We start from the raw sequence: 26,093 nt of genomic DNA, 5'->3' as shown, positions 1-26,093 counted from the left end.
CCCGGGCCTGAATAGACTCGGCCGGGGGGTCACCCGAGTCCCAGAGGGGGGATCGATGCGACGGCGATGGGCTGCGGCACTCGCGTCCGCTGCGGTGGTCGCGGCCACAGCGATCGGCGGGGCGGCGGCCTCGGCGACACCCCCGGTGACGCTCGGCTCCGGGTACGTCCTCGACGACGCCGACGTGCTCTCGACGGACGAAGAGACCGAGGCGCAGCAGCGCCTCGAGCAGCTCAAGACCGACACCGGACTCGACCTGTGGGTCGTGTACGTGGACCAGTTCACCGATCCGGACGACGCCGGCCAGTGGGCCAACCAGACCGCCGACGACAACGGGCTCGGCACCACCCAGTACCTGCTCGCCGTCTCGGTCGACGGCCGCCAGTACTACCTGTCCGGCTACTCCAACGGACCGCTGAGCGAGGAGCAGCTCTCCACGATCGAGACCCAGCGCATCCAGCCCGCTCTGCAGCGCGACGACTGGCTCGGCGCGGTCGATGCGGCGGCGGACGGCATGACGGACGCCGCCGACGGCGGCTCCGGGGCGGGCGCCTCCGACGTGCCGGGGGGCGGCGGATGGCTCACGTGGGTGCTGCTCGCGGCCGCGGTCGTCGTGGGCATCGTGCTGCTGGTGATGTTCCTGCGGCGCCGGCGCTCCGGCACGGCGGGGCCGCAGGTCCCCGGTGCGCCGCCGCAGGTCAGCATCGAGGACCTCGAGAAGCGGGCCGCGTCGCTCCTGGTCGAGACGGACGACGCGCTCAAGACCAGCGCCCAGGAGCTCGGCTTCGCCAAGGCGCAGTTCGGAGATGCCGCGACCGTCGAGTTCGAGACCGCGCTGGCCACCGCGAAGCAGAACCTCGACGAGGCGTTCGGCCTCCGCCAGCAGCTCGACGACGCGACGCCCGACTCCGAGCAGGACACCCGGGCCTGGAACGAGCGCATCATCGCGCTGTGCGAGGCCTCGAACGCGCTCCTGGACGAGAAGGCGGCGGCGTTCGACGAGCTGCGGAAGCTCGAGCAGAACGCCCCCGAGGCGCTGGCCCGCGTGCAGGCCGAGCGGGCGCGAGCCGCGGCATCCCTCGATCAGGCGGCGGCGCGTCTGCAGACCCTTCGCTCGGCGTACGCGCCGGAGGCCCTCGCGACCGTCGCCGACAACCCCGAGCAGGCTCGGCAGCGGCTCGGCTTCGCCGACGAGCAGCTCGCCGCGGCGCAGACCGCGATCGGGGCCGGAGACGGCGGCGAGGCGGCGGTCGGCATCCGTGCGGCGGAGGAGGCGGTCGGTCAGGCGACCCTCCTCGAGGACGCCATCGAGAAGCTCGCGAACGACCTCGCCGAGGGCGAGCGCAGCGCAGCCGCCCTTCTCACCGAGCTGCAGAGCGACATCGCCGCGGCGTCAGCGCTGCCCGATGCCGACGGCCGGATCGCGGCCGTCATCGCCGCGACGCGCCAGCAGCTCGACACCGCCCGCGCCCAGCTGACCGGTGCGGCCAAGCGCCCCCTCGCGGCGCTGCAGGCGCTGGAGGCGGCCGACGCCCAGATCGACTCGCTCGTGCAGGGCGTCCGCGACGCCCAGGCACAGGCACAGCGCGCCCACCAGATGCTCGCCCAGGTGATGACGCAGGCGCAGGCCCAGGTCTCCGCCGCGGAGGACTACATCACGGCGCGGCGCGGCGCCGTCGGCGCCGAGGCCCGCACGCGACTCGCCGAAGCGGGCGCCTCGCTCGCACGGGCCCACGCCCTGCAGGCCGTCGATCCGCAGCAGGCGATGCAGCAGGCGCAGCGGGCGGACCAGCTCGCGGGTCTCGCCATCCAGCTGGCCCAGAACGACGTCGGCGCCTTCGGCGGCGGAATGGGCGGCATGTTCGGCGGCGGCGGCCAGCAGAGCGGCGGGAACAACGGGATGCTCGGCGCCGTGCTGGGCGGCATCGTGCTCAACTCCATGCTCGGCGGCAGTCGCTCGGGGGGCGGCGGCGGCTTCGGCGGCGGGCTGGGCGGCATGCTCGGCGGCGGTCGCTCGGGCGGCGGCGGATTCCGGCCGGGCAGCTTCGGCGGCGGTGGAACCCGCATGCGCCGAGGGGGTGGCCGCTTCTGACCCGCACCGTCCAGCCGTCCGTTCACCGCGGGGAGCGGCATCCGTCATCCGACATCGATCCAGACCAGAACTGAAGTCCGACAGGAAGGAAATCCGATGGCGAAGCAGTCCATCTTCGGTCGCATCTCGACCCTCATGAAGGCGAACATCAACGCACTCCTCGACTCTGCCGAGGACCCGCAGAAGATGCTCGATCAGCTCGTGCGCGACTACACGAACTCCATCGCCGACGCCGAGTCGGCCATCGCCGAGACGATCGGCAACCTGCGCCTGCTCGAGCGCGACCACCAGGAGGACGTGCAGGCGGCCACCGAGTGGGGCAACAAGGCCCTGGCCGCCAGCCGCAAGGCCGACGAGCTGCGCCGGGTCGGCAACACGGCCGACGCCGACAAGTTCGACAACCTCGCCAAGATCGCGCTGCAGCGTCAGATCAGCGAGGAGAACGAGGCCAAGGCGATCGCGCCCACCATCGCCTCGCAGAACGAGGTCGTCGACAAGCTCAAAGAGGGCCTCAACGGCATGAAGCAGAAGCTGGAGCAGCTGCGGTCCAAGCGCTCCGAGCTGCTCGCGCGCGCGAAGACCGCCGAGGCGCAGAACAAGGTGCACGACGCCGTCAAGTCGATCGACGTGCTCGACCCGACCAGCGAGCTCGGGCGCTTCGAGGACAAGGTGCGGCGCCAGGAGGCGCTCGCGGCCGGCAAGCAGGAGCTCGCGGCGTCCAGCCTGGACGCGCAGTTCAACGCCCTCGAGGACGTCGGCGAGCTGACCGAGGTCGAGGCGCGCCTGGCCGCCCTGAAGTCCGGCGCGACGCCGCAGCAGGCCGCGATCGAGAACTGATCGCACCACGCGCCGGAGGGCGCCGGGTCCCCACGGACCCGGCGCCCTCCCGTGTTCCCCGCGGTCTCCGCGGCACCCTGCCCTTCCCCATTTCTTGCCGACATCGCGGTTTCTCGGCGAACGACCACGCTCTCGTCGCCCACAACGTGGACTTTCGCCGACATCGCGGTTTCTCGGCGAAGAAGGCGGAGGGCGGATGCCGCGACCGCGGCTGTGCGCGAAGATGAGGGGATGACGCGATACCTCGTGGTCCCGCAGTGGCAGGGAAGCCCCTCCTCGCGCGCGATGCAGCTCATCGACGGGGCGCAGGCGATCGCCGGCGACCTGCCCCGGGCCTCGACCACCGTGCTGGATGTGCCGATGGAGGCGGGCGAGTCGCTCGGCACCGGCATCCACCGCTTGAGCGCGCTGCAGCGCGTGCACGGCATGGTCGCGGAGGCCCTCGCAGCACACGGCTCGGCGGCTCCCGACGAGCCGGTGCTGACGATCGGCGGGGACTGCGGCATCGCCCTGGCACCCATCGCGCACGCCGCGCGCCGGGCTCCCGCGCTCGCGGTGGTGTGGATCGACGCTCACCCCGACCTCAACTCGCCCGAGACCTCGCCGTCCGGGGCGTTCGCCGGCATGGTGCTGCGCGCCGTCGTCGGCGACGGCGTGCCGGGGCTCGCCCTGCCCGGTGGGACGGTGGTCCCGGGTCGCGTGGTCATCGGCGGCGCACGGTCGTTCGACGATCCCGAGCTGACGGCGGTGGCGGACTTCGGCATCACCTCGCTCGCGGTCGACCGGTTCGCGGAGGCCGACGCGCTCGCCGACGCCGTCGCGGCCACGGGCGCGGACGCGGTGTACGTGCACGTCGACATCGACGCGCTGGATCCCGCCGAGATCGCCGGCAACGCCCACCCGGAGCCGTTCGGGATCACGGTCGCGGAGCTCACCGTCGCGCTCGCCCGCCTGCGCGCGCGCGTGCCGCTGGTCGGAGCCTCCCTCGCGGGCTACTCCCCCACGTCGGCCGCGGCCGCGACCGACGATCTCGGGGCGATCCTGCGGGTGATCGGGGCGCTCGCGTGAGCCCCATCGCCACGCCGCCGCCCGGATGGCGCGCCCGCGCCGAGCGTGCCGTCATCCGCGGCCGCCGCCTGGACGCGTTCATCCCGGCCTTCCTGCTGGACTCGCCGGTCAGCCGCGTCGGCTACTGGTACGGCAGCACCGTGGGGTGGATCTGGGGCACGCTGTGGAGCACGGGCGCGATCGAGAGACGCGAGGGCCTGTGGGTCTTCCGCGGGATGCCGCGATGGTCCTTCCCTCGGGGCGGCGTGTGCGTCGGCGGCTGCTTCCTCACCGGGGACGGGCGCGTCACCGACGCGCTGCTGCGCCACGAAGCCGTGCACAAGCGCCAGTGGCGGCGGTACGGCTTCCTGATGCCGCTGCTGTATCTGCTCGCCGGGCGGGACCCGCTGCGCAACCGGTTCGAGATCGAGGCGGACCTGGCCGACGGCAACTACGTGCCGCGCGGGGCCTGAACGCTCAGCGGGCGGTCGTCAGGCCGTAATGCGCGGGCGTGTGGACGGCATCGGCGCGCACGCCGAGCCCCACGAGGTGGTCGAGGATGTCTGCGGTGCCGAGGTAGCCGCCCAGCAGGTGGATGCGGGTCTGGTCGTCCTCGGCGCAGAGCATCTCGTCGGACCAGGCCGTGACCGCACGCGTCAGCGCCTCCCCCGAGCCGCAGCCGCGACCGGTGCCGGGCGCGCCGGAGCGCTGCGACCGGTCGAGCCACGTCACGACCATCCGGCTGGGCGCCGCGATCTCGGCGAGCCACGAGGCATCCGGGATCTCGATGAAGACCCGGCCCGTCGAGCAGATCGGAAGCGTCGCGAGCAGCGCCTCGAGTTCGGTCAGCGAGGTCTCGTCGGCCGTGATGAGGTGCTGGACGCGCGTGTGGCGAGACGCACGGCACGCCGACGCGCTGTGCGTGGCGGACGGGTGTGCGGTGGTGTGCGACATGACACCTCCACTATACCCGCTTATGAAGGGTTGCCTTACCTCAGTGACGCACGATGACATCACCGCCCGGCCCCGCGCTACGCGTCGGGACGCAGCAGCACGCGGCGCAGCTCCGCGATCTCGTCGTCGGCGAGGCCGTGCGCGCGCAGGTACTCCGCCGACGACCCGAAGCGCTCCGCGATGCTCACGAGCAGCGCCTCCATGACGGGCGCCGGCGAGCGCATGACGAGGTCCTCGACGTTCACGGCCCGCGGGTGCATCGAGCGCAGCAGCGTCACGACATAGCGATTGCGCCGGGCCGGCAGCAGCCCCTCCGTGCGCGCGTAGTCGGCGACGACGGCGTCGACGTCGACGCCGGCGGCCGAGAGCGTGAGCGCGACGGTCACGCCGGTGCGGTCCTTGCCCGCGGTGCAGTGCACGAGAACCGGCTGATCGGCGAGGATGCCGCGTACGACCGTGACCACGCCCTCGGCCGAGTCGTCGACGATGCGGCGGTACATCTCGTCGAGGCTGAGGTCGTCGCGGAAGAACGACTCGACCGAGCCGAGGAACAGCGGTACGCGCTGCGTGACGATGTCCAGACCCGAGACGCGACTCGGATCGCGTGCGATCTCGTCGTCGGCGCGCAGGTCGATGATGCGGCGCAGCCCGAGCCCTGCCAGCGCGCGCCTGCCCTTGCCGCCCAGACGCGCGAGATTGCCCGAGCGGAACAGGACGCCGTAGCGCGTCGTCGTCTCCCCCGCCCGCAGCCCGCCGACATCGCGGAGGTTCACGGCGCCGGGGACGACCGGATCGGAGAACTCCAGGCGACCGGAGCCCGCCGGGGTCACCGGCTCCACGGCGTCCGGGTCGTCGGTCACCACGCCGCGCCCGCGGCGGCGTCCTTGTCTTCGCCGGCGAGGTCGTCGCGCGGCGGCACGCTGTACCGGCCGGCGATCGCGATGCGGTTGAACGCGTTGATGGAGACGAGGATCCAGCTGAGGGCCACGTACTCCTTCTCGGTGAGCACGCCGCCGACGCGGTCGTAGACGTCGTCGGGGATCCCGTCGTCGTGGATGAACACGAAGGCCTCGGCGAGCTCGAGCCCCGCGCGCTCGCGCTCGGAGAACACGCCCGAGTCCCGCCACACGGGCAGCTGTGCGATCTCGTCGGCGGACACGCCGGCCGCCGTCGCACGCTCGACGTGCACGCGGACGCAGTAGGCGCAGCCGTTGAGCTGCGAGGCGTGGATCTGCACCAGCTCCTTGAGCCGGTCGTCGACGCCGTTCTCGGCCGCGATGCCGCCCACGCTCTTCGAGAAGGCCGAGAGGGCCTGGTAGGCGGGTCGCGCCGCTCGCGAGAGGTGCACGCGGTGTTCAGCCGTCATGACGCCAGACTACCCAGCCGTGCACACCACGCGGACCGGCGCCCGTGCGGTGCGGCATGATGAGCGGGTGAGCGACCCCATCGACGAGTTCTCGTTCCTTCCCGAGCAGGCGGCGGAGGCCGGCATCGATTCCCCGCTCCCCAGCGGCCGGCGCCTCACCCTGACGCTCGAGAGCGGCCGCCGCCTGAGCGCGCTGCACTACGCCCCCGCCGACGCGCCGGACACGCCGCCCGTGGTGACCCTGCTCCACGGCGCCGGCCTGAACGCGCACACCTGGGACACCACGATCCTCGCGCTCGGGCTGCCCGCGCTGGCGATCGATCTGCCCGGCCACGGCGACTCGTCCTGGCGCGACGATGCGGCGTACCTCGCGCGGGTGCTGGCCGCCGACGTCGCGGCGGGGATGGACGCGTGGACCGCCGAGCCGCAGGTGCTCGTCGGGCAGTCGCTGGGCGGGCTGACGGCCGCCGCGGTCGCGGCATCCCGTCCGGATCTGGTGCGCGAGCTGGTCGTCATCGACATCACGCCCGGCGTGGACGCGAACGCCGGCCCCACGCAGATCCGGGAGTTCTTCGCCGGTCCGGTCGACTGGGCCTCGCGCGACGAGCTGGTCGACCGGGCTCTCGCCTTCGGCCTGGGCGGCGGCACCCGCCGCAAGGCGGAGCGCGGCGTGTTCCACAACTCGCGGGTGCGTCCGGACGGACGCGTCGAGTGGAAGCACCATTTCGCGCACCTGGCGAACGCCGCGTCCGCCGCGCACGCGGGCGACGGACCCGTCGACGCGCCGTCCGCGGTGCCTCCTGCCGGCGGGACGGATGCCGTCGCGTCGGTGCTCGGCGAATCCGGCTGGGAGGACCTCGCCGCGGTGCTCGCCCCGACGACACTCATCCGGGGCGACCGCGGCTACGTCACCGACGCCGACGCCGAGGTCTTCGCGCGGCGGCTGCCGGCGGCATCCGTCGTCTCCGTCCCCGCGGGGCACAACGTGCAGGAGGACATCCCGGCGGACCTCGCCGCCCTCCTCCGCAGGCGCGCGCTGGACGCGTGATCGGCGCGAGGCGCGGCAGGACCCCGCGGGAATCGGCCGGTTCGGGAAGCGATATCACTTGTATTGCGTTCCGAGTAGCGGTTGCCGCGCGCCGACGCGATATCCCTAGGCTGATATCCGCCCCCGGGCCGTCCCCACAGAACGGCCCGCCCCACAGCACGCGGGACCCTCCCCGAAAGGACCTCCATGCTCCGTCGCACCGCCCTTGCCGCGACCTCCCTGCTCGCCGCCGGCCTCCTCGCCCTGACCGCGTGCAGCGGCAGCGGAGCCGAGCCGACCCCGACGGTGATCGGCGACCCCGATCCCGACGCCTCGGTGGCGATCCGCCTCGTGCTGGAGCCCGGCAACCTCGACATCCGGCAGACGGCGGGCTCGGCCCTGGACCAGATCCTCGTCGACAACATCTACCAGGGCCTGGTCGCGCGCACCCCGGAGCAGGACATCGTCCCGGCTCTGGCCGGCGACTGGACCGTCTCCCCCGACGGTCTCACCTACACCTTCACGCTGCGGGAGGGCGTCACCTTCCACGACGGCCAGCCGCTCACCCCGCAGGACGTCGTGTGGTCGCTGACCACCCGTCGCGACACCGCGGAGTGGCGGGACTCCGGCCGTCTCTCGGGCGTCACGGCGATCGAGGCGGAGGGCCAGGAGGTCACGCTCACCCTCGACGCCCCGGACTCGAGCCTGCTGTGGAACCTCACCGGTCGCGCGGGGATCATCCTCAAGGAAGGCGACACCGTCGACTACCAGACCGAGGCGAACGGCACCGGGCCGTTCGTGCTCGACGACTGGCGGCAGGGCGACAGCATCACGTTCGTCCGCAACGAGGCCTACTGGGACGAGCCGTCCGGCGCCGCCGAGGTCGTCTTCGACTACATCCCCGACAACCAGGCGGCCCTCAACGCGGCCCTCGCCGGCGAGGTCGACGTCCTGACGGGCTTCGACGCGAACCTCCGCGAGCAGATCGAGGCGAACGGCGACTTCGCCCTCGTGCTCGGCCGGTCGACCGACAAGGGGACGCTCGCGTTCAACCAGGCGCCGGGCAGCCCCCTCGAGGACGAGCGCGTGCGGCAGGCGATCCGTCAGGCCATCGACCACGACGCGATCATCGAGGCGCTGGCGTCGGGGCAGGCCCAGTACGGGCCGATCCCCGAGCTCGACCCGGGCTACGAGGACCTGTCGGACGTCGCGCCGTTCGATCCCGAAGCGGCGCGGGCGCTCCTCGAGGAGGCCGGCGCCGAGGACCTCGAGCTGACGCTGACCATCCCGAACTTCTACTCGACGACCATCCCGCAGATCCTCGTGTCGGATCTCGACGAGGTCGGCATCACGCTCGAGGTCGAGTCGGTGGACTTCACGACGTGGCTGACCGACGTGTACACGAACCAGGACTACGACCTGAGCTTCGTGCTGCACACCGAGGCCCGCGACTTCGAGAACTGGGCGAACCCGGACTACTACTTCACGTACGACAACCCCGAGGTGCAGGAGCTCTACGCCCGGTCCCTCGCGGCGACCGATGAGACAGAGGCCGCCGACCTGCTGCAGGAGGCCGCGCGGATCGTGGCCGAGGACCACGCGGCGGACTGGCTGTACAACGGCGCCTCGGTCATCGCGGTCGGCACTAACATCACCGGTATGCCCTCGATCAACGTGAACGAGCGCCTCAACGTCACCGAGATCGGCAAGAGCAACGGGTGATCCGCTACACGCTGACCCGATTCGCCCTGCTCCTGCTCGGGCTTCTCGTCGCCAGCGTGCTGATCTTCGTGACGCTCCGCGTGCTCCCCGGCGACGTCGCCTCGGTCATCGCCGGGGTCGGCTCGACGCCTGAGCAGCAGGGCGCCATCCGCGCGCGCCTCGGGCTGGACAGGCCGCTGCCCGCGCAGTACCTGGACTGGATCGGCGGCCTGTTCCGGGGCGACCTGGGCACGTCCCTCCTGACCGGGTCGAGCGTCGTGGACCAGCTCGCGCAGAAGGCCGAGGTGACGGTGCCGCTCGGGGTGCTGTCGCTCCTCATCGCCGTCGTGATCAGCGTGCCGCTGGGCGTGCTCTCGGCGATGCGCCGCGGCCGCGCCGACGGCACCGCGCTCAGCGTCGGCGCCCAGGCGCTCGCCGCCGTGCCCGTGGTGTGGGCGGGGATGATGCTCGTCGTCGTCTTCGCGGTGTGGCTCGGCTGGCTTCCGGCGCAGGGCTTCCCGCGGGCCGGGTGGGAGGACCCGGCCGCCGCGCTGCGCGCGCTGATCCTCCCCGCGCTGACGATCGGCATCGTCGAGGGCGCGATGCTGCTGCGCTTCGTGCGCAGCGCGACGCTCCAGGCCGTCGGTCAGGACTTCGTCCGCACGGCCGCCGCGAAGGGCCTCACCAGGGACCAGGCGCTCATCCGCCACGGACTGCCCGTCGTGGGGCTGTCGGTGATCACCGTGCTCGGCCTGCAGGTCGCGGGCATCATCGTGGGCGCGGTGGTGATCGAGCAGCTGTTCTCCCTCCCCGGCATCGGCCGCATGCTGGTCTCCGACGTCGCCGCGCGCGACCTTCCGATGGTTCAGGGCGAGCTGCTGGCGCTCACCGGCTTCGTGCTCGTCGTCGGCTTCGCCGTCGACCTGGTGCACCGCTTCATCGACCCGCGGCAGCGGGAGGCGGCATGATCCCCTCGACGAGCGCAGGGGCTCCCGACGCGGATGCCGCACCCGAGGCCCCGCCCCGGCGCCGCCGGTCGCGCTGGGCGTGGCTGCGGCGGCTGTGGGCGCTGTCGACCGGACGGTTCGGCCTCATCGTGGTCGGCGTCGTCGCGGCGACCGCCGTCGTCGCGCAGGTGTGGACGCCGTTCGATCCCCAGCAGGTCGACATCTCCGGCCGCTGGGCGCCGCCCGGATGGCCGCACCTCCTGGGGACCGACGGGTCGGGGCGCGACATCCTCAGCCTCCTCATGGCCGGCGCCCGCACCACCGTGCTGGTCGCCGTGGGCGCGGGAGCGGTGGCCACCGTCATCGGCATCGCGCTCGCGGCCCTCGGTGCGCTCACCGCCCGGTGGGTGCGCGAGTCGGTCGCCGTCCTGGTCGACATCCTGATCGCGTTCCCCGTGCTCATCATCGCCATGATGATCTCCGCCGTCTGGGGCGGGTCGCTGTGGGTCGTGATCTGGGCGGTCGGCATCGGCTTCGGCGTCAACATCGCCCGCGTGACGCGGCCGGAGCTGCGGCGGGTTCTGCACAGCGACTTCGTGCTCGCCGGCCGCGCGAGCGGACTGACGCCCGCGCAGAACCTGTGGCGCCACCTCCTGCCCAACGTCGCCCCGGTGTTCATCGTGCAGCTGTCGTGGGGCATGGCGGTGGCGGTGCTCGCCGAGGCGGGGCTGTCGTACCTGGGCTTCGGTGCGCCGGTCACCGAGCCCTCGTGGGGGCTGCTGCTGGCCGAGCTGCAGCAGTTCATCACGGTGCATCCGCTGTCGGTGGTGTGGCCGGGTCTTGCCATCACCCTCACCGTGCTCGGGCTGAACCTCCTCGGCGACGGCCTGCGCGAGGCGACCGACCCGACCCTGTCCCGCAGCCCCTTCGCCACCCGACGCGCACGCCTGCACATCCCGGAGGTCGTGTCGTGACCCTCGACGTGCAGGACCTCAGCATCGAGATCGGCGGCCGCGTCGTGGTGGACGGCGTCTCGTTCGGCGTCCCCGACGGCGCGCGCGTGGGACTCATCGGCGAGTCCGGATCGGGCAAGTCGCTCACGGCCCTCGCGATCCTCGGGCTCCTGCCCGACGGCGCGACCGCGTCGGGCAGCATCCGCTGGAACGGCCGCGAGATCCTCGGGCTCGACGACGCCGAGCTCGCCGAGCTCCGCGGCGACGAGATCGGGATCGTGTTCCAGGAGCCCCGTACCGCGCTCAACCCCATCCGCACCGTGGGACGCCAGATCGCCGAGTCGGTGCGGATCCACGAGGGCCTGTCGAAGCGGGATGCCGCAGCCCGCGCCGTCGCCGAGGCCTCCCGGGTCGCGCTCCCCGACCCCGGCCGCATCGTCTCGCGGTACCCGCATCAGCTGTCGGGGGGCCAGCGGCAGCGTGTCGCGATCGCGATGGCGCTCGCGTGCCGGCCGCGGCTGCTGATCGCCGACGAGCCGACCACCGCGCTGGACGTCACGATCCAGGCCGAGATCCTCGACCTGCTCCTGGGGCTCGTGCGCGACGACGGCATGTCGCTGGTGTTCATCACGCACGACCTCGCCGTGCTGTCGCAGATCGCGACGCACGGCGTCGTGCTCGAGCGCGGGCGCGTCGTCGAGGCGGCGCCCGTGGCTCAGCTGCTCTCCGCCCCGGCATCCGTGGTCACCCAGGAGCTGCTGCGCGATGCGACCGCCACGCTGTGGCGCCCGGGGGGTGCGCCGTGAACGTGCTGATCAGCGGTCGCGGGCTGACCCGCCGCTACCCCGCGCCGAAGAGCCGGCTGTTCGGCGCGCGCACCTTCACCACGGGCCTGGAGGATGCCGACATCGACGTGCGGGAGGGATCCGCCGTGGGGGTCATCGGCGAGTCCGGCTCGGGCAAGTCCACCCTCGTGCGCCTGCTGCTGGCGCTGGACGCGCCCACCGCGGGGACCGTCGAGTTCGACGGGCAGGCGGTGGACGCGAACGCCTCGGCGCGATCGCTGCACTGGCTGCGCCGGCAGACCGGCATCGTCTTCCAGGACCCCTACGCCTCTCTCGACCCCCGGATGAGCGTCGGCCGCATCGTCGGCGAGCCGCTGTGGGCGCTCGGCGTCGACGGGGACCGGCGCGCGCGCGTGCGCGACGTGCTGGAGGACGTGGGACTGGATGCCGCGATGGCCGACCGCTTCCCCCACGAGTTCTCGGGCGGCCAGCGGCAGCGCATCGCCCTGGCACGGGCGATCGTGCACCGGCCGCGGCTGCTCGTCGGCGACGAGCCGCTGTCGGCCCTGGACGTGACGGTGCGCGCGCAGATCCTCGAGCTGCTCGGCGAGCTGCGCGCCCGCGACGGGCTCACCCTGCTGCTGGTGTCGCACGACATCGGCGTGGTGCAGAACCTGTGCGACGAGGTGGTCGTGATGAAGGACGGCCGCATCGTCGAGGAGGGACCGACCGAGAAGGTGCTGCTGCAGCCGCAGGTCTCGTACACCCGGCGGCTGCTGGCCTCGATCCCCGTCATCGACGCCCCCGGGCGGGATGTGAGCCCGGCCTGACGCTGGGCGTCGGCGGGCGGCGTTAGGTTCGGAGCATGGCTCCCGGAATCGTCCCGCCCTATCTCCTCGCCCGCATCGCCGCCGTGCGGGAGGAGGGCTGGGCCAGGGCCGCGCAGGCCGCCCGCGCCACCCTCGCCGCCCCGCGCGACTACCGGCCGGCCCGCTCCCGGCTGCGCCTGTCGATCGAGGAGCCGGGAACGCTGGTCGCCGAGACCACGCCCGCGCCGGATCGCGAGATCTCCGACGCGCAGGAGCGCGAGGTGCTGCCGGGCGTGCGGGTGCGCGGCGAGGACGACCCGGCGACCGGCGACGCGTCCGTCGACGAGGCCTTCGACGGCCTCGGAGCGACGTTCGACTTCTGGTGGGACGCGTACCGGCGCGACGGCATCGACGGTGCGGGCGGTTCGCTTCTGGCCACCGTGCACTACGGCCGCGACTACGACAACGCCTTCTGGAACGGCGAGCGGATGGTGTTCGGCGACGGCGACGGCGAGATCTTCGCGGGGTTCACCGGCTCGCTGAGCGTCATCGCCCACGAGCTCGCCCACGGCGTCATCGAGGACGAGGGCGGGCTGCTCTACCGCGGCCAGTCCGGCGCGCTCAACGAATCCGTCGCCGACGTCTTCGGTGCGCTCGCCGAGCAGCACCGCGAAGCCCAGACCGTCGAGACCGCGAGCTGGCTGATCGGCGAAGGCATCTTCACGGATGCCGTGCAGGGAACGGCGCTCCGATCGCTCGCCGCCCCCGGCACGGCGTACGACGACGACGTGCTGGGCAAGGACCCGCAGCCGGCCCACATGCGCGACTTCGTCGTGACCCGAGACGACAACGGCGGCGTGCACATCAACTCCGGCATCCCCAACCACGCCTTCTACCTCACCGCCACCGCCCTGGGCGGGCGGGCGTGGGACCGCGCCGGCCTCGTCTGGTACCGCACGCTCACATCGGGCACGGTGCCCGCCACCGCCGACTTCACGACGTTCGCACGGGCCACGGTCACGGCGGCGAGCACGGAGTACGGTGAGGACTCGGAGGAGGTCGACGCCGTCCGCGCCGGGTGGACGAGCGTCGGGGTGATCGCGGATGATCAAGACGACCCGACCACGCGATGCTGACGGGGGCGCACCCGACCCCGCGCTCGAGGTCGACGTGGCCCGCACCGGCGGCATCGCCGGCATGACGCGACGCTGGTCGGCGCAGCCTCCCGCCGCGGAGGCGCCGGAATGGCGCTCGCTCATCGAGCGCTGCCCGTGGGACGACGTCCCCCCGCCCTGGGCGCCGGAGGAGGGCGCGCACACGGCCCCGACGGCGACGACGAGCGGCCCGGAGGAACCCCCGGTCCTGTCGGCGGAGGACCGCGGCCGACCGCCCGTGCCGGACGGCTTCGTGTGGCTGATCCGCGCCAGCTGGGCGGGATCCGACCCGCGCGAGGCAGAGCTCTTCGACGACCAGGTCGTCGGGGCGTGGCGCGAGCTCATCGACGCCGTCCGCGACTGGAGCAGGCAGCGGCCGGGACCGGAGCTGCCCGGACGCTGAGGATCAGCGCCCGAACAATCCCTTCTTGGGGGTGCCGGGCTTCTTGCCCGCCCCCTTCTTCGGATTGAGCGACTTCTGCAGGTAGATGGTGCCCAGCCAGCGGTCGAACTTGAAGCCCACCCGGCCCATGCGCCCGACCTCGACGAACCCCAGCTTCTCGTGCAGCGCGACCGAGCCCTCGGCCCCCTTGTCGCTGATCACGGCGACCATCTGGCGGATGCCGACCTCTTCGCAGGCCTCGATGAGGGCGTGAAGCAGTGCGCGGCCGAGCCCCTTGCCGGTCGCGGCCTGGCCGAGGTAGATGGAGTTCTCCACCGAGAAGCGGTAGGCGGACTTGCTCGACATCGGCTGGACCAGCGCGTAGCCCAGGATCTGACCGGACGGGGACTCGGCGACGAGGAACGGCAGCCCGAGCCTGCGGAGGTGGTCGCGTTTCTTGCGCCACTTCGAGACCGACCAGGTGTCTTCATCGAAGGTCACCACCGAGTTGGTGACGTAGTAGTTGTAGATCTCGCGGATGTCGGGGATGTCCCGGTCCTCCACGGGACGGATCCGGAACGTGAAGGGCAGCTCGGGCTCCGGCTGGCGCTGCAGATGGCGCGGCAGCCGTCGGCGGTCCTTCTCGTATTCCTCCTCGAGCATGCGCCCTCCTGATGTGTGCGGCCGGCCCTGGGCAGCGGGACGAGCCTACGCGGGCAGCCGCCAGTCCACCGGCTCGGCACCCTGGATCGCGAGCAGCTCGTTCGCTCGCGAGAACGGCCTGGAGCCGAAGAAGCCCCGGCTCGCAGAGAGCGGGGACGGGTGCGCCGATTCGATGACGGGTGTGTCCCCGAGCAGAGGCCGCAGGTTCGCGGCATCCCTCCCCCACAGGATCGCCACGAGCGGCCTGTCACGGGCGACGAGCGTGCGGATGGCGTGCTCGGTCACCTTCTCCCACCCCCAGCCGCGGTGCGACGCCGGTGCCCCCGGGGCGACCGTCAGGACGCGGTTGAGGAGCATGACGCCCTGGTCGCTCCAGGCCGACAGGTCGCCGTGGGGCGCCCGGGGGATGCCGAGGTCGGCCTCCAGCTCCTGGTAGATGTTGGCGAGGCTCCTGGGCAGCGGACGCACGTGCGCGTCCACGGCGAACGAGAGGCCGATCGGATGCCCCGGCGTCGGGTACGGGTCCTGCCCGACGATGAGCACCTTGACGTCGGCGAGCGGGCGCTGGAAGGCCCGCAGGACGCGGTCGCCGGACGGCAGGTAGGGGCGTCCGGCGGCGACCTCCGCCCGCAGGCGGTCGCCGAGCGCCGCGATGTCGGGGGCGACCGGCTCGAGCGCCGCCGACCAGCCGGCGTCGATGAGCCCCGCGCCGGCGAGCTCGGGGAGGGTCATCGCCATGTCAGGCACGCTCGGCCGCGGTGGTCATCACGAGCTCGAGTCCGCCGTCTGTCGCGGTCGTCGCGAACGAGACCGACACCGAGGCGAGCTCGGCGAGGGAGGCGACGTGCGTCCCGCCGCAGGGGATGCGGACCTCGGCGCCGGGGAGCTGACACACCCACGTCCGCCGGTCGGCGAGCGCCTCGCCGTCGCGGACGATGCGCACGGCGCCGTCGGCTGCGACCCACTCGGCCAGCAGGGCGTCCACCCGGGCGGCGAGCGACCCGAGGTCCTCCAGCGCCGCGGGGTCGAAGCCCTTGCGACGCAGCGACTTGCCGATGCGGTAGACGTCGCGGGACCCCTCGGGGAGGATGCGCGACTCCTGGATGGCCAGTGCGTCGAAGGCCGGTGCACCGAGCGCGTCCAGCGGTGCCGGCTTGCGCCACGCGTCCGCGAGCGCCGCGTCCAGCGCCAGGGAGGCGAGGTGGCACGCGGTGTGGCCGCGCGAGAGGGCGGCGCGGTAGGCGGCATCCGCCTCCACCTCGACGCTCGCGCCGGGGGCGACCCCGTCACCGGCGACGACGTGGGCGACGACGAAGCTCCACCCCTCGGTCCCGGTGCGCACGGGGACGTCGGCGCCGAGGAGGAGCTGCTCGCCCTGCGCGGCGCCCACCACCGCGTCGACGACCGGGAGCTCGACGCCGCCGATGCGGAGGACGCCTCTGTCTGCGGGCTGGTCGGGCCATGCCGTGTCGACCGGGTGGAACGCGGTGCGGTCGAGGATGACGGCGGTGCGCCCGTCGCCGGCCGGGGCGACGTGCACCACCGTTCCGTGCAAGACGGTCGCCCCGTCCGGGTAGGTGACGACCGTGCCGCGGTCGAGCGTCACGGTGCGTCCACGCCGCGCGGACGCAGCGGACCGCGCGCGAGCAGGTGCTGTGCCGACTGCGCGACGGGGCGCATGGTCACCAAGTCCAGATTCACGTGGCCGGGAGCGTTGAGCGCGTACGCGATCACGTCGGCCACGTCGTCTGCCGTGAGGGGCTCGCGCACGCCTTCGTACACGCGCTCGGCGGCGACGGTGTCACCGCCCAGGCGGTTGAGCGTGAACTCGGGCGTGTGCACCATCCCCGGCGCGATCTCGACCACGCGGATCGGCTCTCCGTTGAGCTCGAGGCGCAGCGCGTGCGCGAGCATCGCCTCGGCCGCCTTCGCCGCGTTGTAGCCGGCGCCGCCTGCGTAGGCGTGCTGGGCGGCCGTCGAGGTCACGAAGAGCGTGTCGGCGTGACCGTCGGATGCCGCGGCCCGGCGCAGCTGCGGCAGCAGGGCCGCCACGAGGCGCTGGGCGGACAGCACGTTGGCCTCGAACATCCACTGCCAGTCCTCGACGCGCCCGTCCTCGACCCGGTCCGTGCCGCGGGCGCCCCCGGCGACGTGCACCAGCGCGTGCACCGGGCCGGAGCCGTCGAGGAACGCCGCGAGCGCCTCGACATCGGCATCCGTCGTCAGATCGGCGGCGAACGCGACGGCGCCCGTCTCGTCCTCGAGCGCCGCGAGGCGGTCGGCCCGCCGCGCCACCCCCACCACGTCCCAGCCGGTCGCGCGCAGCGCGCGGACGGCCGCCTCCCCGATCCCCGAGCTCGCCCCGGTCACCACAGCACGTCTGTTCGCCATGACCTCCACGCTACCCACAGTCCCCAGCCCCGTTCACTTGCGGGCGGTCCGGGGAGGAGGGGGCGGTGAGCGCGTTACGTCACATTTCCCCCGCGTTGTCGACAACCGCGGTTCTCCGTACTGTCGAACCCGGCTGGGGGCGCCTGCTCCCGGCATCCGAACCCGCAGGAGCAAGCCATGTCCGCACCCGAGAACTGGCGTTTCGAGACCAAGCAGATCCACTCGGGGGCCCAGCCCGACCCGGTGACCAAGGCTCGTGCGACGCCGATCTACCAGACCACGTCGTACGTCTTCGACAACGCCGACCACGCGGCGAACCTCTTCGCGCTGGCCGAGTTCGGCAACATCTACACGCGCATCCAGAACCCGACGCAGGCGGTCGTCGAGGAGCGCCTCGCCGCGCTCGAGGGCGGCACCGGCGCTCTGCTCCTCGCCAGCGGCCAGGCGGCGGCGACCTTCGCGGTGCTGAACATCGCCGAGGCCGGCGACCACATCGTCTCGTCGAGCTCGATCTACGGCGGCACGTACAACCTCTTCAAGTACACCCTCGCCAAGCTCGGCATCGAGACCACGTTCGTCGAGAACCAGGACGACGCCGAGGAGTGGCGCCGCGCGGTGCGCCCCAACACGAAGCTGTTCTTCGCCGAGACCATCGGCAACCCGAAGATCAACGTGCTCGACATCCGCACCGTCGCCGACATCGCCCACGAGAGCGGCGTGCCGCTCATCGTCGACAACACGATCGCGACGCCGTACCTCATCAAGCCGTTCGAGCACGGCGCCGACATCGTGGTGCACTCGGCCACCAAGTTCCTCGGCGGCCACGGCACGACCATCGGCGGCGTGATCGTCGACGGCGGCACCTTCGCGTGGTCCAAGAACGTCGAGAAGTTCCCCGGCCTCACGGTTCCGGACCCCTCGTACCATGGCGCGTCGTACACCGCCGCGGTCGGCGACGGCCTGGCCTACATCATCAAGGCGCGCGTGCAGCTGCTCCGCGACCTCGGCTCGGCCATCTCGCCGAACAGCGCGTGGCTGCTGATCCAGGGCATCGAGACGCTGTCGCTGCGCGTCGAGCGTCACGTGCAGAACGCGCAGGAGATCGCGGAGTGGCTCGAGAACCACGGCGACGTCGCGTCGGTGAACTACTCGGGCCTGCCCACCTCGCCGTGGTACGCCGCCGCGAACACGTACGCCCCGAAGGGCGTCGGCGCGGTGCTGTCGTTCGAGCTGAAGGGCGGCGTCGAGGCCGGCCGCGAGTTCGTCAACTCGCTGACGCTGTTCAGCCACCTGGCCAACATCGGCGACGTGCGCTCGCTCGTCATCCACCCGGCCTCGACGACGCACTCGCAGCTCACGCCCGAGCAGCAGCTCACCGCCGGGGTCACCCCTGGCCTGGTGCGCCTCTCGGTGGGCCTCGAGAACATCGACGACCTCAAGGCCGACCTCGAGCAGGCTCTCGCGGCCGCACGCCGCGTCTCGGAGGCCGCTCGCGCCTGACCCCCTCCTCGGGACGCGGATGCCCCGTCCCGGCGCGCGGCGCCGGGACGGGGCATCCGTCATCCCGCCCGTAACACGCGGCCTGCCCGCGACCCGGCACGCGAGAATGGACCGATGGACTGGCAGACCTCCGAGGACACGGTGCCGAGCGCGCCCGTGACGGAGGCCGACGCCCGCCTGCTGGGCGGGCGCCCGCCCGCCACCGGCGCCTGGCGCGACGGCGACCCGCCGGGCGACCGGCACTTCGCCGCCTTCGGGGCGTTCCGCACCGAGGGCGGCCGCGAGCTGCCCGCCTACCGGCTCGCGTACGAGACGTGGGGCGAGCTGAACGCCACCCGCGACAACGCCGTACTGGTGCTCCACGCGCTCACCGGCGACAGCCACGTCCGCGGGCCGGCCGGGGCGGGGCACCCGACCTCCGGCTGGTGGGACGACATCGTGGCCCCGGGCGGCCCGATAGACACCGATCGCTGGTTCGTCGTCGCACCGAACATGCTGGGCGGATGCCAGGGCTCGACGGGTCCCGCATCCATCGGTCCCGACGGCTACGAGTGGGCCTCGCGCTTCCCGTACCTGACGATCCGCGACCAGGTGGCGGCCCAGGTGCGCCTCGCGGATGCGCTGGGGATCGACGTCTGGGCGGCCGTCGTCGGCGGATCGATGGGCGGCATGCACGCCCTGGAGTGGGCGGTGTCGCTGCCCGAGCGCGTCGCGCGCGTGGGGATCCTGTCGTCGCCGCCGGTCAACACCGCCGACCAGATCGCGCTGAACTCGGTGCAGCTGGAGGCCATCCGCATCGACCCGCGGTTCCAGAGCGGCGAGTACTACGACGCCGCCGACGGGGACGGGCCGACGCGCGGCCTCGCGCTGGCCCGCCGGATGGCGCTGCTGAACTACCGCTCCCCCACCGAGCTGAACCAGCGGTTCCAGCGGTCGTGGCAGTCCGGCGTCAGCCCGCTCGGGCGCGGCGGCCGGTTCGCCGTGGAGTCGTACCTCGACTTCCACGGCAACAAGTTCACGCGGCGCTTCGACGCGAACGCGTACATCACGCTCGTGGAGGCGATGAACTCGCACGACGTCGGGCGCGACCGCGGCGGTGTCGAGGACGCGCTCGCCCGCGTCACCGCGACGGCGCTCGTGCTCGGCATCGACAGCGACCGCCTCTTCCCGATCGACGGGCAGCACCGCATCGCCCGCGGCATCCGCAACACGCTCGACGGAGACCGCGCCGTCGTGCTCTCGAGCGACTTCGGCCACGACGGGTTCCTCATCGAGACGCACGCGGTGGGGACCCACCTGCGCCGGCTGCTCGAGTCCTGATTCACGTCGCCGCGGTATCACCGTCCGCGAGGCGCTCCTCTCCCAATGGGCAAAGTCCCAAGGAGGGAATCATGAGCACTGACACCAAGCCGGGCGCCGAGTCGCCCGAAGACGCCTTCGCGGCCCAGCCCTTTCTCCGCGAACAGCTCGGCGTGAACGGCACCCGGGAGCGGTCGCCCGGCGAGCGGCGGGCACCGCGGCTGCCGGTGGACATCCGCTCCTCGCTGGAGGCGGTGCGGCCCGAGCACGGGAGGTTCCACGGCGCGAAGTTCTCGCTCGGGTACTTCCCCGCGCACGAGGTGTTCTCCTCCGCCGCCGACAAGTTCGGCTACCTGACCAAGACCAGGGTGCGCAAGGCCAGCCGGCTGCCCCTCGACGACACCTCGCGGGATCTGCTGACGCAGCTGGGCAACCTGATGGCCAACAGCGGACGCGAGACGGCGTCCGACTCCGCGACCCCGTCGGGTTTCACCTACGTCGGGCAGTTCGTCGACCACGACATCACCCTCGACGTGTCGTCGGCCCTCGACTCGCCGACGCTGGTCGACGCGGGCGTCATCAACAACATGCGCTCGCCGATGCTCGACCTCGACAGCGTGTACGGGCGAGGACCGGCGGTGGATGCCTTCCTGTACGCCGCACCGGCGCCCGGCGAGCCGGCCTCCGCATTCCGCATGCTCATCGGCACGAACCTGTCCAGCGGCGTCGGCGGTGCCGGCGGGGCTGCCGGCGCGGCCGGCATGGTCGAGCACACCGACTGCGACGTTCCCCGCACCTCGGCCCTCACAGCGATCATCGGCGACCCGCGCAACAACGAGAACCTCATCGTGTCGCAGCTGCACCACGCGATGCTGCGGTTCCACAACGCGATCGTCGACTCCCTGGTCGCGTCCGGATTCCCCGGCGACGTCTTCGTCGAGGCCAAGCGGCAGGCGACGCTGCACTACCAGTGGGCGGTGCTCAACGACTTCCTGCCCCGCGTCTGCGGCCAGGCGGCCGTCGACGCGGCGATCGCCGGTGTGTCGGCTCCGATCGGCGGCGCGTTCCAGATGCCGGTGGAGTTCTCCGTCGCCGCGTACCGGTTCGGCCACAGCATGATCCGCGACGACTACTGGCTGAACTTCGAGCTGCGCACCAAGCCGATGTCGGACGTGTTCGCGTTCATCCACGAACCGCACCTGCCGGTGCGCTCGAACTGGGTGGTCGACTTCAACGCGTTCTTCGAGACGGGCTTCGCCGTACCGGTGTTCAACAACGCGCGCAAGATCGACAGCGTGCTCGCGAGCGCGCTCGAGGATCTCGACGGCAGCGGCACGAACGCGCTCATGAGCATCCTCGCGACCCGCAATCTGCTGCGCGGTCTCGTGCTCGGGCTCCCCAGCGGGCAGGCCACGGCGGCGGCGCTCGGCGTGCCCGTGCTCAGTGCGGCCGAGCTCACGGGCGGGCTCCCCGCCGACGAGGTGGCCGTCCTGCAGCAGCAGGGCGGACTCCTGCTCGAGAAGACGCCGCTGTGGTACTACATCCTGCGGGAGGCGATGGTCGCGACGGGCGGCGAGCACCTCGGGCCGTTGGGGGCGAAGATCGTGGCGGACACGTTCGTGACCATGCTCCGCCGCGACGCCCTGTCGCTGCTCAACGTCGGCTTCACCCCGACGCTTCCGAGCGCGGTCGCCGGCGACTTCACGTTCGCGGACCTCGTGCGCGTCGCCGGGGTGCTGGAGCCGTGACGACCGCTCAGCCGGTGCGCTGGTAGCGCCACGGCAGCGCCCCGATCTCGAGGCGATGACGCGATCCGGATGCCTCGGCCGAGGCATCCGGATCGTAGTCGTCGTCGCCCTGCCACAGCAGCACGGGGCCGTCGCCGCCGCGGCGCGCGACCGTCTCGAAGCGCTGCACGCCGCCGAGGCGCGCCGCGCCGACGACCGACGCGGTGTCGTCGTGCTCGGCCAGGCCGTGGAGCGTCACCCACGTCGGCGGATACAGCGTGAAGGCCCCGCGCCCGTGACGGGCCAGCGCCTCGGACGGGCGGATCCACTCCGCCGCGACGGCCTCGTCCGCCGCGGGTGTCAGCACGCCGGTCGCGGCCGTCGCCACGAAGAACCACGTGCGGATCCGCAGTGCGAGACCCGGTGGCGGGTCCCAGCACGACAGCGTCACGAGGGCGTCGCGATCCACCGACAGCCCCGTCTCTTCGCGCGTCTCCCGCACGCCTGCACGCCGGGCCGCCGCCTCCTCGGGCTCGGCGGGGTCGGGTCCGCGGTCGGCATCCTCGAGCTTTCCGCCCGGGAACACCCACGCCCCCGCGAACGAGCCGCGGTCGGGTCGCTCGAGCATGAGCACCTCGAGGCCGGCCCGCTCCACGCCGTCGCGCAGCAGCACGACCGTGGCGGCGACGGGGATCGCGGGGTCGGTCGCGTCGTCGGGGCGTCGCGACCGGTCGCCGAGCGGGAGGTCCATCGCCTCAGTCGGCGTCGTCGCGCTGCAGCGCGCGCTCGAGGCGCTCGATCTTGCCGTCCAGCTCGCCCGAGTACCCGGGGCGGATATCGGCCTTGAGCACGAGCGAGACGCGCGAGCCGTAGGGCGCCACCGCGTCGCAGGCGCGCTTGACGACCCCGAAGACCTCGTCCCACTCCCCCTCGATCTCGGTGAACATCGACGTCGTGCGGTGCGGCAGCCCGCTGTCACGGACGACGCGCACCGCGGCGGCGACCGCATCGTGCACCGAGCCGTCGGCGCGGCCGGTGCCGCTCGGGGCGACGGAGAAGGCGACGAGCATGGGGACCTCCGGTTCAGGGGATGAGGATGGCGGGCGGCAGGCGCCGAGGCCGGCCTGCGCGCTGCGCCGGCGACGGCCGGCGCAGCCGGCCCACGTCTACTCTGTCACGCGGCGGCGCACGGCCGGCCGCACGCGCACCCGCACGAGTCGGACCACGACCCACGCGAAGAGCGCGAGCAGGAGCAGGTTGCGCGCGACGAGGAGCCCGACCCCGGCCGGCGCGAGGACGAGCAGCGCGTCGTACCAGAACGGGAAGATCAGCTGCGTGAGGGCGAGGATCGCCAGCGTGAGGGCAGCCGGTGCCCACCAGCGGCGGCGATCGAGCACGAGGCCCAGGACGAGCGGTGCGACCAGCCACGTCATGTACTGGGGCGAGCCGACCTTGTTGAGGACGATGAAGCCGAGCACCAGGGCCGCGGCGAGGGCGGGGAACAGCGCGACGAAGCTCGCGCCCCGCCACGCCTTCAGCGCGCCCGCCGCCGCGATCGCGAGCATGCCCACGACGAGGATGGGCGTCATCACGGCGATGACCCCCTCCACGCCCGGGCCGTCGACCTGGAAGGTGATGAGGTCGAAGTCGTAGACCACCTCGACGCCCGGCACGCCCGCGGCGGCCATCACCATGTACACAGTGCTCACCGGTGCCTCGATCTGCAGCCCGCGCGACGTCTGGTCGCCGACGAAGCCGAGAAGGTGTGCCCCGCCGCCCGCGACGAAGACGGCGAGCGCCACGGTGGCGGACACCGCCGCCGCCGCGCTGAGGACCGCGAGCCGTCGCCGCGCCGCGATGACGGCCGCGGCGAGCAGCGCGGCCGGCCACACCTTGATCCACGTGGCCACGGCGAGCAGCGCCGATCCGAGCCATGGGCGGCCGACGAGCCACAGCGCGCCGGCGACCGCGAGGGGCACCGTGACCGCGTCCAGGCGGAACATCCCGACGCCGCCGAGGGCGAGGATCGCCGCCAGCCAGAACCATGCGGCCGCCATCCGGCCGCGGGAGCGGCCCCGCCCGACGAGGATGCCGAACGCGGCGGCGTCGAGCGCCGTGACGAGCAGGCCCCACGCGAAGACGTAGTCGAGCAGCCCGGCGACGGCGCCGGCGGTCAGGATCGGCAGCTGGGCGAGGACGGGGTAGATCCAGTCCGCGGTGATCCCCGGGAACGCCTCCCCGGTGAGCGCGAGCCCTGCCCACCACCGGTACAGCTGATCGACGTCCCACGAGGCGGCGCGATCGTCGGCGAACCCCAGCCAGACCACGACGGCGTGGACCAGGACGAACGCGATCCACACCACCGCCCGCCCAGACACGCCCTCCATCCTAGGGACGCCCCACGGCTGCCCCGTCACGCGAACGGGGCGCGGGTCAGGCCGCGAGCGCCTCGGCGACCACGCGCGGCAGCGCCTCGGCCACGTCGAGCGCCGTGATCGGCCCGCCGCCCGAGGACGCCGGGCCACCGGCGGTCGAGCCCGCGCCGGCGGCGGCGATCGCCCCCGCACGGCCGTGCAGCCAGGCGCCGGAGGCCGCGAGCGCGGCGAGGGAGGCGGCATCCGCCGTCTGGTCGTGCGCCATCGCCCCCGCCACGAGCGCCCCGATGACGCCCGCGAGCACGTCGCCGGTGCCCGCCGTCGCGAGCCACGGGGTGCCGGCCTCGACCGTCGCCGCCCACCCGTCGGGAGCGGCCACGACGGTCACGGCCCCTTTGAGCAGCACGACGGCGCCGGTCGCCGCCGCGGTCTCGCGCGCAGCCACGACCCGGTCCGTCGGCGTGTGGCCGAGCCCGAGGGCCGCACGCAGCCGGGCGTGCTCACGGTCGTGCGGCGTCAGGATGCGCGGCGCGGTGGCCTCGGCGGCGAGATCGAGGGCCCCGGCGTCGACGACGACGGGATCGGTGTCGGACAGCAGGCCGCGCAGCGCCGCGGTGTCGGACTCGGTGCGGACGGCGGCATCCGTCCCCGATCCGATCACCCACGCCTGCACGCGGCCGTCCGCGGTCACGGTCTCGGGCCGGCGGGCGAGCACGAGCGACGTCGGGTGCTCGGGGCCGAGGTAGCGCACCATGCCGAGGCCGGTGCGCCAGGCGGCCTCGACGCCCAGCACCGCGGCACCGGGATACGCCTCGGACCCGGTGCGCATGCCCAGCACGCCTCGGGAATACTTGTCATCGGCGCCCGTCGGCCGCCGCAGGGCCCGCGCGGCGTCGGCCTGCGACCATGCCCGCAGCGAGTGAGACCGCTCCATGCCGTCACAGTACCGCTCCCCCGAACCCGGCCCGGAAGACCCCATGCCCCGACTGTTCTCCCCGATCACCCTCCGCGACGTCACGATCCGCAACCGCCTGTGGGTGTCGCCCATGTGCCAGTACAGCGCGGTGGACGGCGTGCCGCAGGAATGGCACCACACGCATCTCGCGCAGTTCGCGTCGGGAGGGGCGGGGCTGATCGTGGCGGAGGCGACCGCGGTGTCGCCCGAAGGGCGCATCTCGCCCGAGGACGTCGGACTGTGGACCGACGAGCAGCGCGACGCGTGGGCGCCGATCGTGGCGGCCATCCGTCGCCGTGGGGCGGTGGCCGGCGTCCAGCTCGCGCACGCGGGGCGCAAGGCCTCCACCTGGTCGCCGTTCTCCGGACGCCGCGGCTCGGTGCCGGCCGAGGAGGGCGGCTGGACCACCGTCGCACCCTCGGCGGACGCCTACGACGGCTACGCGGTGCCCGTCGCCCTCGACCTCGCGGGCATCGACCGCATCGTCGCCGCCTTCGCCTCGGCGGCCCGCCGCGCCGTCGACGCGGGATTCCAGGTGCTCGAGCTGCACGCGGCCCACGGCTACCTGCTGCACCAGTTCCTCTCGCCGCTGTCCAACCTCCGCGACGACGAGTACGGCGGCTCGCTGCGCAATCGCGCGCGGCTCCTTCTCCGCGTGCTGGAGGCGGTGACGGATGCCGCACCCGGCGTTCCGCTCATCGTGAGGTTCTCCGCCACCGACTGGGCGCCCGGCGGCTGGGACGCCGACGACACCGTCACGGTGGCGCGCTGGGCCGCCGAGCGCGGCGCGGACTTCTTCGACATCTCCAGCGGCGGCCTCGTCTCGCACCAGCGGCTCACGACGGGCCCCGGCTACCAGGTGGGCCTCGCGGCGCGCGTGCGCCGCGAGGCGGGTGTGCCGGTGAACGCCGTCGGCATGATCGACGACGCCGCCCATGCGGAGCGGGTGCTGGAGGAGGGGGCGGCCGACGCCGTCATGGCCGGACGCGAGTGGCTCCGCGATCCTCACTACGGCCTGCGGGCCGCCACCGAGCTCGGCGCCGACATCGACTACTGGCCCGCGCAGTACCTCCGGGCGCGGCCGGCCTCCTGACGGCGACGGCGCAGCCCCGGGATACCCGGGGCTCCG

At 73.0% G+C, this 26,093-nt stretch carries 27 protein-coding genes; 16 read left to right on the top strand and 11 right to left on the bottom strand.

From position 1 onward, the window contains the following. Positions 1–55 precede the first annotated feature (55 nt). From ACWGUG_RS12265 to ACWGUG_RS12250, 4 genes are all read left to right on the top strand, one after another. A complete protein-coding gene (locus ACWGUG_RS12265; RefSeq protein ID WP_452324824.1) occupies positions 56–2,092 on the top strand; it encodes a TPM domain-containing protein in 2,037 nt (678 codons plus the stop codon). 96 nt (positions 2,093–2,188) lie between these two features. Next, positions 2,189–2,929 (top strand): PspA/IM30 family protein, encoded by a 741-nt coding sequence (locus ACWGUG_RS12260; protein ID WP_336398549.1) that lies wholly within the window; start codon positions 2,189–2,191, stop codon positions 2,927–2,929. A 231-nt stretch (positions 2,930–3,160) separates the two neighbouring features. Then, a complete protein-coding gene (locus ACWGUG_RS12255) occupies positions 3,161–3,997 on the top strand; it encodes an arginase family protein (RefSeq protein ID WP_378882690.1) in 837 nt (278 codons plus the stop codon). Then, complete coding sequence (locus tag ACWGUG_RS12250; protein WP_378882687.1) at positions 3,994–4,449, top strand: Fe-S oxidoreductase; 456 nt, start codon at positions 3,994–3,996, stop codon at positions 4,447–4,449. The genes ACWGUG_RS12255 and ACWGUG_RS12250 overlap by 4 nt, the downstream gene beginning before the upstream one ends. Before the next feature lie 4 nt (positions 4,450–4,453). Here ACWGUG_RS12250 and ACWGUG_RS12245 read toward each other — a convergent pair whose 3' ends face one another. From ACWGUG_RS12245 to ACWGUG_RS12235, 3 genes are all read right to left on the bottom strand, one after another. Continuing rightward, positions 4,454–4,930: an SIP domain-containing protein gene (locus ACWGUG_RS12245; RefSeq protein ID WP_452324823.1), complete on the bottom strand. Its 477-nt coding sequence runs from the start codon at positions 4,928–4,930 to the stop codon at positions 4,454–4,456. Positions 4,931–5,007: 77 nt separating this feature from the next. Further along, positions 5,008–5,790 (bottom strand): tyrosine-protein phosphatase, encoded by a 783-nt coding sequence (locus ACWGUG_RS12240; RefSeq protein WP_336398545.1) that lies wholly within the window; start codon positions 5,788–5,790, stop codon positions 5,008–5,010. Beyond that, positions 5,787–6,296 carry a carboxymuconolactone decarboxylase family protein gene (locus ACWGUG_RS12235; protein ID WP_336398544.1) on the bottom strand — a complete coding sequence of 170 codons (510 nt, stop codon included), beginning with the start codon at positions 6,294–6,296 and terminating at the stop codon, positions 5,787–5,789. The genes ACWGUG_RS12240 and ACWGUG_RS12235 overlap by 4 nt, the downstream gene beginning before the upstream one ends. Positions 6,297–6,363: 67 nt before the next feature. On the opposite strand from ACWGUG_RS12235, the gene ACWGUG_RS12230 reads away from it, so the two are divergent. From ACWGUG_RS12230 to ACWGUG_RS12195, 8 genes are all read left to right on the top strand, one after another. Further along, positions 6,364–7,344: an alpha/beta fold hydrolase gene (locus ACWGUG_RS12230; protein ID WP_452324822.1), complete on the top strand. Its 981-nt coding sequence runs from the start codon at positions 6,364–6,366 to the stop codon at positions 7,342–7,344. Positions 7,345–7,530: 186 nt separating this feature from the next. Beyond that, positions 7,531–9,045, top strand: coding sequence for an ABC transporter substrate-binding protein (locus tag ACWGUG_RS12225; protein ID WP_378882680.1), 1,515 nt, complete (start codon positions 7,531–7,533; stop codon positions 9,043–9,045). Beyond that, positions 9,042–9,992 (top strand): ABC transporter permease, encoded by a 951-nt coding sequence (locus tag ACWGUG_RS12220; protein ID WP_336398541.1) that lies wholly within the window; start codon positions 9,042–9,044, stop codon positions 9,990–9,992. The genes ACWGUG_RS12225 and ACWGUG_RS12220 overlap by 4 nt, the downstream gene beginning before the upstream one ends. Next, positions 9,989–10,945, top strand: coding sequence for an ABC transporter permease (locus tag ACWGUG_RS12215; RefSeq protein WP_452324821.1), 957 nt, complete (start codon positions 9,989–9,991; stop codon positions 10,943–10,945). Before ACWGUG_RS12220 ends, ACWGUG_RS12215 begins: the two co-directional genes overlap by 4 nt. After that, complete coding sequence (locus ACWGUG_RS12210; protein ID WP_378882673.1) at positions 10,942–11,730, top strand: ATP-binding cassette domain-containing protein; 789 nt, start codon at positions 10,942–10,944, stop codon at positions 11,728–11,730. The genes ACWGUG_RS12215 and ACWGUG_RS12210 overlap by 4 nt, the downstream gene beginning before the upstream one ends. Beyond that, positions 11,727–12,539 carry an ATP-binding cassette domain-containing protein gene (locus tag ACWGUG_RS12205; RefSeq protein ID WP_452324820.1) on the top strand — a complete coding sequence of 271 codons (813 nt, stop codon included), beginning with the start codon at positions 11,727–11,729 and terminating at the stop codon, positions 12,537–12,539. The genes ACWGUG_RS12210 and ACWGUG_RS12205 overlap by 4 nt, the downstream gene beginning before the upstream one ends. 35 nt (positions 12,540–12,574) lie before the next feature. Then, positions 12,575–13,654 carry a M4 family metallopeptidase gene (locus ACWGUG_RS12200; protein WP_452324819.1) on the top strand — a complete coding sequence of 360 codons (1,080 nt, stop codon included), beginning with the start codon at positions 12,575–12,577 and terminating at the stop codon, positions 13,652–13,654. Further along, complete coding sequence (locus ACWGUG_RS12195) at positions 13,623–14,075, top strand: hypothetical protein (protein WP_378882665.1); 453 nt, start codon at positions 13,623–13,625, stop codon at positions 14,073–14,075. Before ACWGUG_RS12200 ends, ACWGUG_RS12195 begins: the two co-directional genes overlap by 32 nt. Positions 14,076–14,078: 3 nt before the next feature. On the opposite strand, the gene ACWGUG_RS12190 is transcribed toward ACWGUG_RS12195, so the two are convergent. Genes ACWGUG_RS12190 through ACWGUG_RS12175 form a run of 4 tightly spaced genes read right to left on the bottom strand, consistent with a single transcriptional unit; the run spans position 14,079 to position 17,108 of the window. Then, the gene (locus ACWGUG_RS12190) at positions 14,079–14,717 is read right to left on the bottom strand and encodes a GNAT family N-acetyltransferase (protein ID WP_378882662.1); all 639 of its coding nucleotides are present in this window, start codon (positions 14,715–14,717) and stop codon (positions 14,079–14,081) included. A gap of 45 nt (positions 14,718–14,762) precedes the next feature. Beyond that, a complete protein-coding gene (locus ACWGUG_RS12185) occupies positions 14,763–15,455 on the bottom strand; it encodes a uracil-DNA glycosylase (RefSeq protein ID WP_452324818.1) in 693 nt (230 codons plus the stop codon). Position 15,456: 1 nt separating this feature from the next. Then, positions 15,457–16,323, bottom strand: coding sequence for a metal-dependent hydrolase (locus ACWGUG_RS12180; protein ID WP_452324817.1), 867 nt, complete (start codon positions 16,321–16,323; stop codon positions 15,457–15,459). Then, complete coding sequence (locus tag ACWGUG_RS12175; RefSeq protein WP_336398532.1) at positions 16,320–17,108, bottom strand: SDR family oxidoreductase; 789 nt, start codon at positions 17,106–17,108, stop codon at positions 16,320–16,322. The genes ACWGUG_RS12180 and ACWGUG_RS12175 overlap by 4 nt, the downstream gene beginning before the upstream one ends. 177 nt (positions 17,109–17,285) lie before the next feature. Between ACWGUG_RS12175 and ACWGUG_RS12170 the strand changes: the two genes are divergently transcribed. From ACWGUG_RS12170 to ACWGUG_RS12160, 3 genes are all read left to right on the top strand, one after another. Then, positions 17,286–18,608, top strand: coding sequence for a bifunctional o-acetylhomoserine/o-acetylserine sulfhydrylase (locus ACWGUG_RS12170; RefSeq protein WP_336398531.1), 1,323 nt, complete (start codon positions 17,286–17,288; stop codon positions 18,606–18,608). Positions 18,609–18,722: 114 nt separating this feature from the next. Further along, positions 18,723–19,928: a homoserine O-acetyltransferase MetX gene (metX, locus tag ACWGUG_RS12165; protein ID WP_336398530.1), complete on the top strand. Its 1,206-nt coding sequence runs from the start codon at positions 18,723–18,725 to the stop codon at positions 19,926–19,928. Between the two features lie 71 nt (positions 19,929–19,999). Then, positions 20,000–21,655 carry a peroxidase family protein gene (locus ACWGUG_RS12160; RefSeq protein ID WP_452324816.1) on the top strand — a complete coding sequence of 552 codons (1,656 nt, stop codon included), beginning with the start codon at positions 20,000–20,002 and terminating at the stop codon, positions 21,653–21,655. A gap of 7 nt (positions 21,656–21,662) precedes the next feature. Here ACWGUG_RS12160 and ACWGUG_RS12155 read toward each other — a convergent pair whose 3' ends face one another. From ACWGUG_RS12155 to ACWGUG_RS12140, 4 genes are all read right to left on the bottom strand, one after another. Beyond that, positions 21,663–22,385 carry an NUDIX hydrolase gene (locus tag ACWGUG_RS12155; protein ID WP_452324815.1) on the bottom strand — a complete coding sequence of 241 codons (723 nt, stop codon included), beginning with the start codon at positions 22,383–22,385 and terminating at the stop codon, positions 21,663–21,665. A gap of 4 nt (positions 22,386–22,389) precedes the next feature. Beyond that, on the bottom strand, positions 22,390–22,704 hold the full coding sequence (locus ACWGUG_RS12150; protein WP_452324814.1) for a thiamine-binding protein: 315 nt from the start codon (positions 22,702–22,704) through the stop codon (positions 22,390–22,392). 96 nt (positions 22,705–22,800) lie between these two features. Beyond that, complete coding sequence (locus ACWGUG_RS12145; RefSeq protein ID WP_452324813.1) at positions 22,801–24,012, bottom strand: hypothetical protein; 1,212 nt, start codon at positions 24,010–24,012, stop codon at positions 22,801–22,803. A gap of 55 nt (positions 24,013–24,067) precedes the next feature. Continuing rightward, entirely contained in the window at positions 24,068–24,943 is an 876-nt protein-coding gene (locus ACWGUG_RS12140; protein WP_452324812.1) for an ADP-dependent NAD(P)H-hydrate dehydratase, read from the bottom strand. 43 nt (positions 24,944–24,986) lie between these two features. On the opposite strand from ACWGUG_RS12140, the gene ACWGUG_RS12135 reads away from it, so the two are divergent. Beyond that, on the top strand, positions 24,987–26,057 hold the full coding sequence (locus ACWGUG_RS12135) for an NADH:flavin oxidoreductase/NADH oxidase (protein WP_452324811.1): 1,071 nt from the start codon (positions 24,987–24,989) through the stop codon (positions 26,055–26,057). Positions 26,058–26,093: the final 36 nt, after the last annotated feature.

It is taken from the genome of Microbacterium sp. NPDC055455 (assembly GCF_053619935.1).
This window is presented reverse-complemented; position numbering and strand designations above follow the sequence as displayed.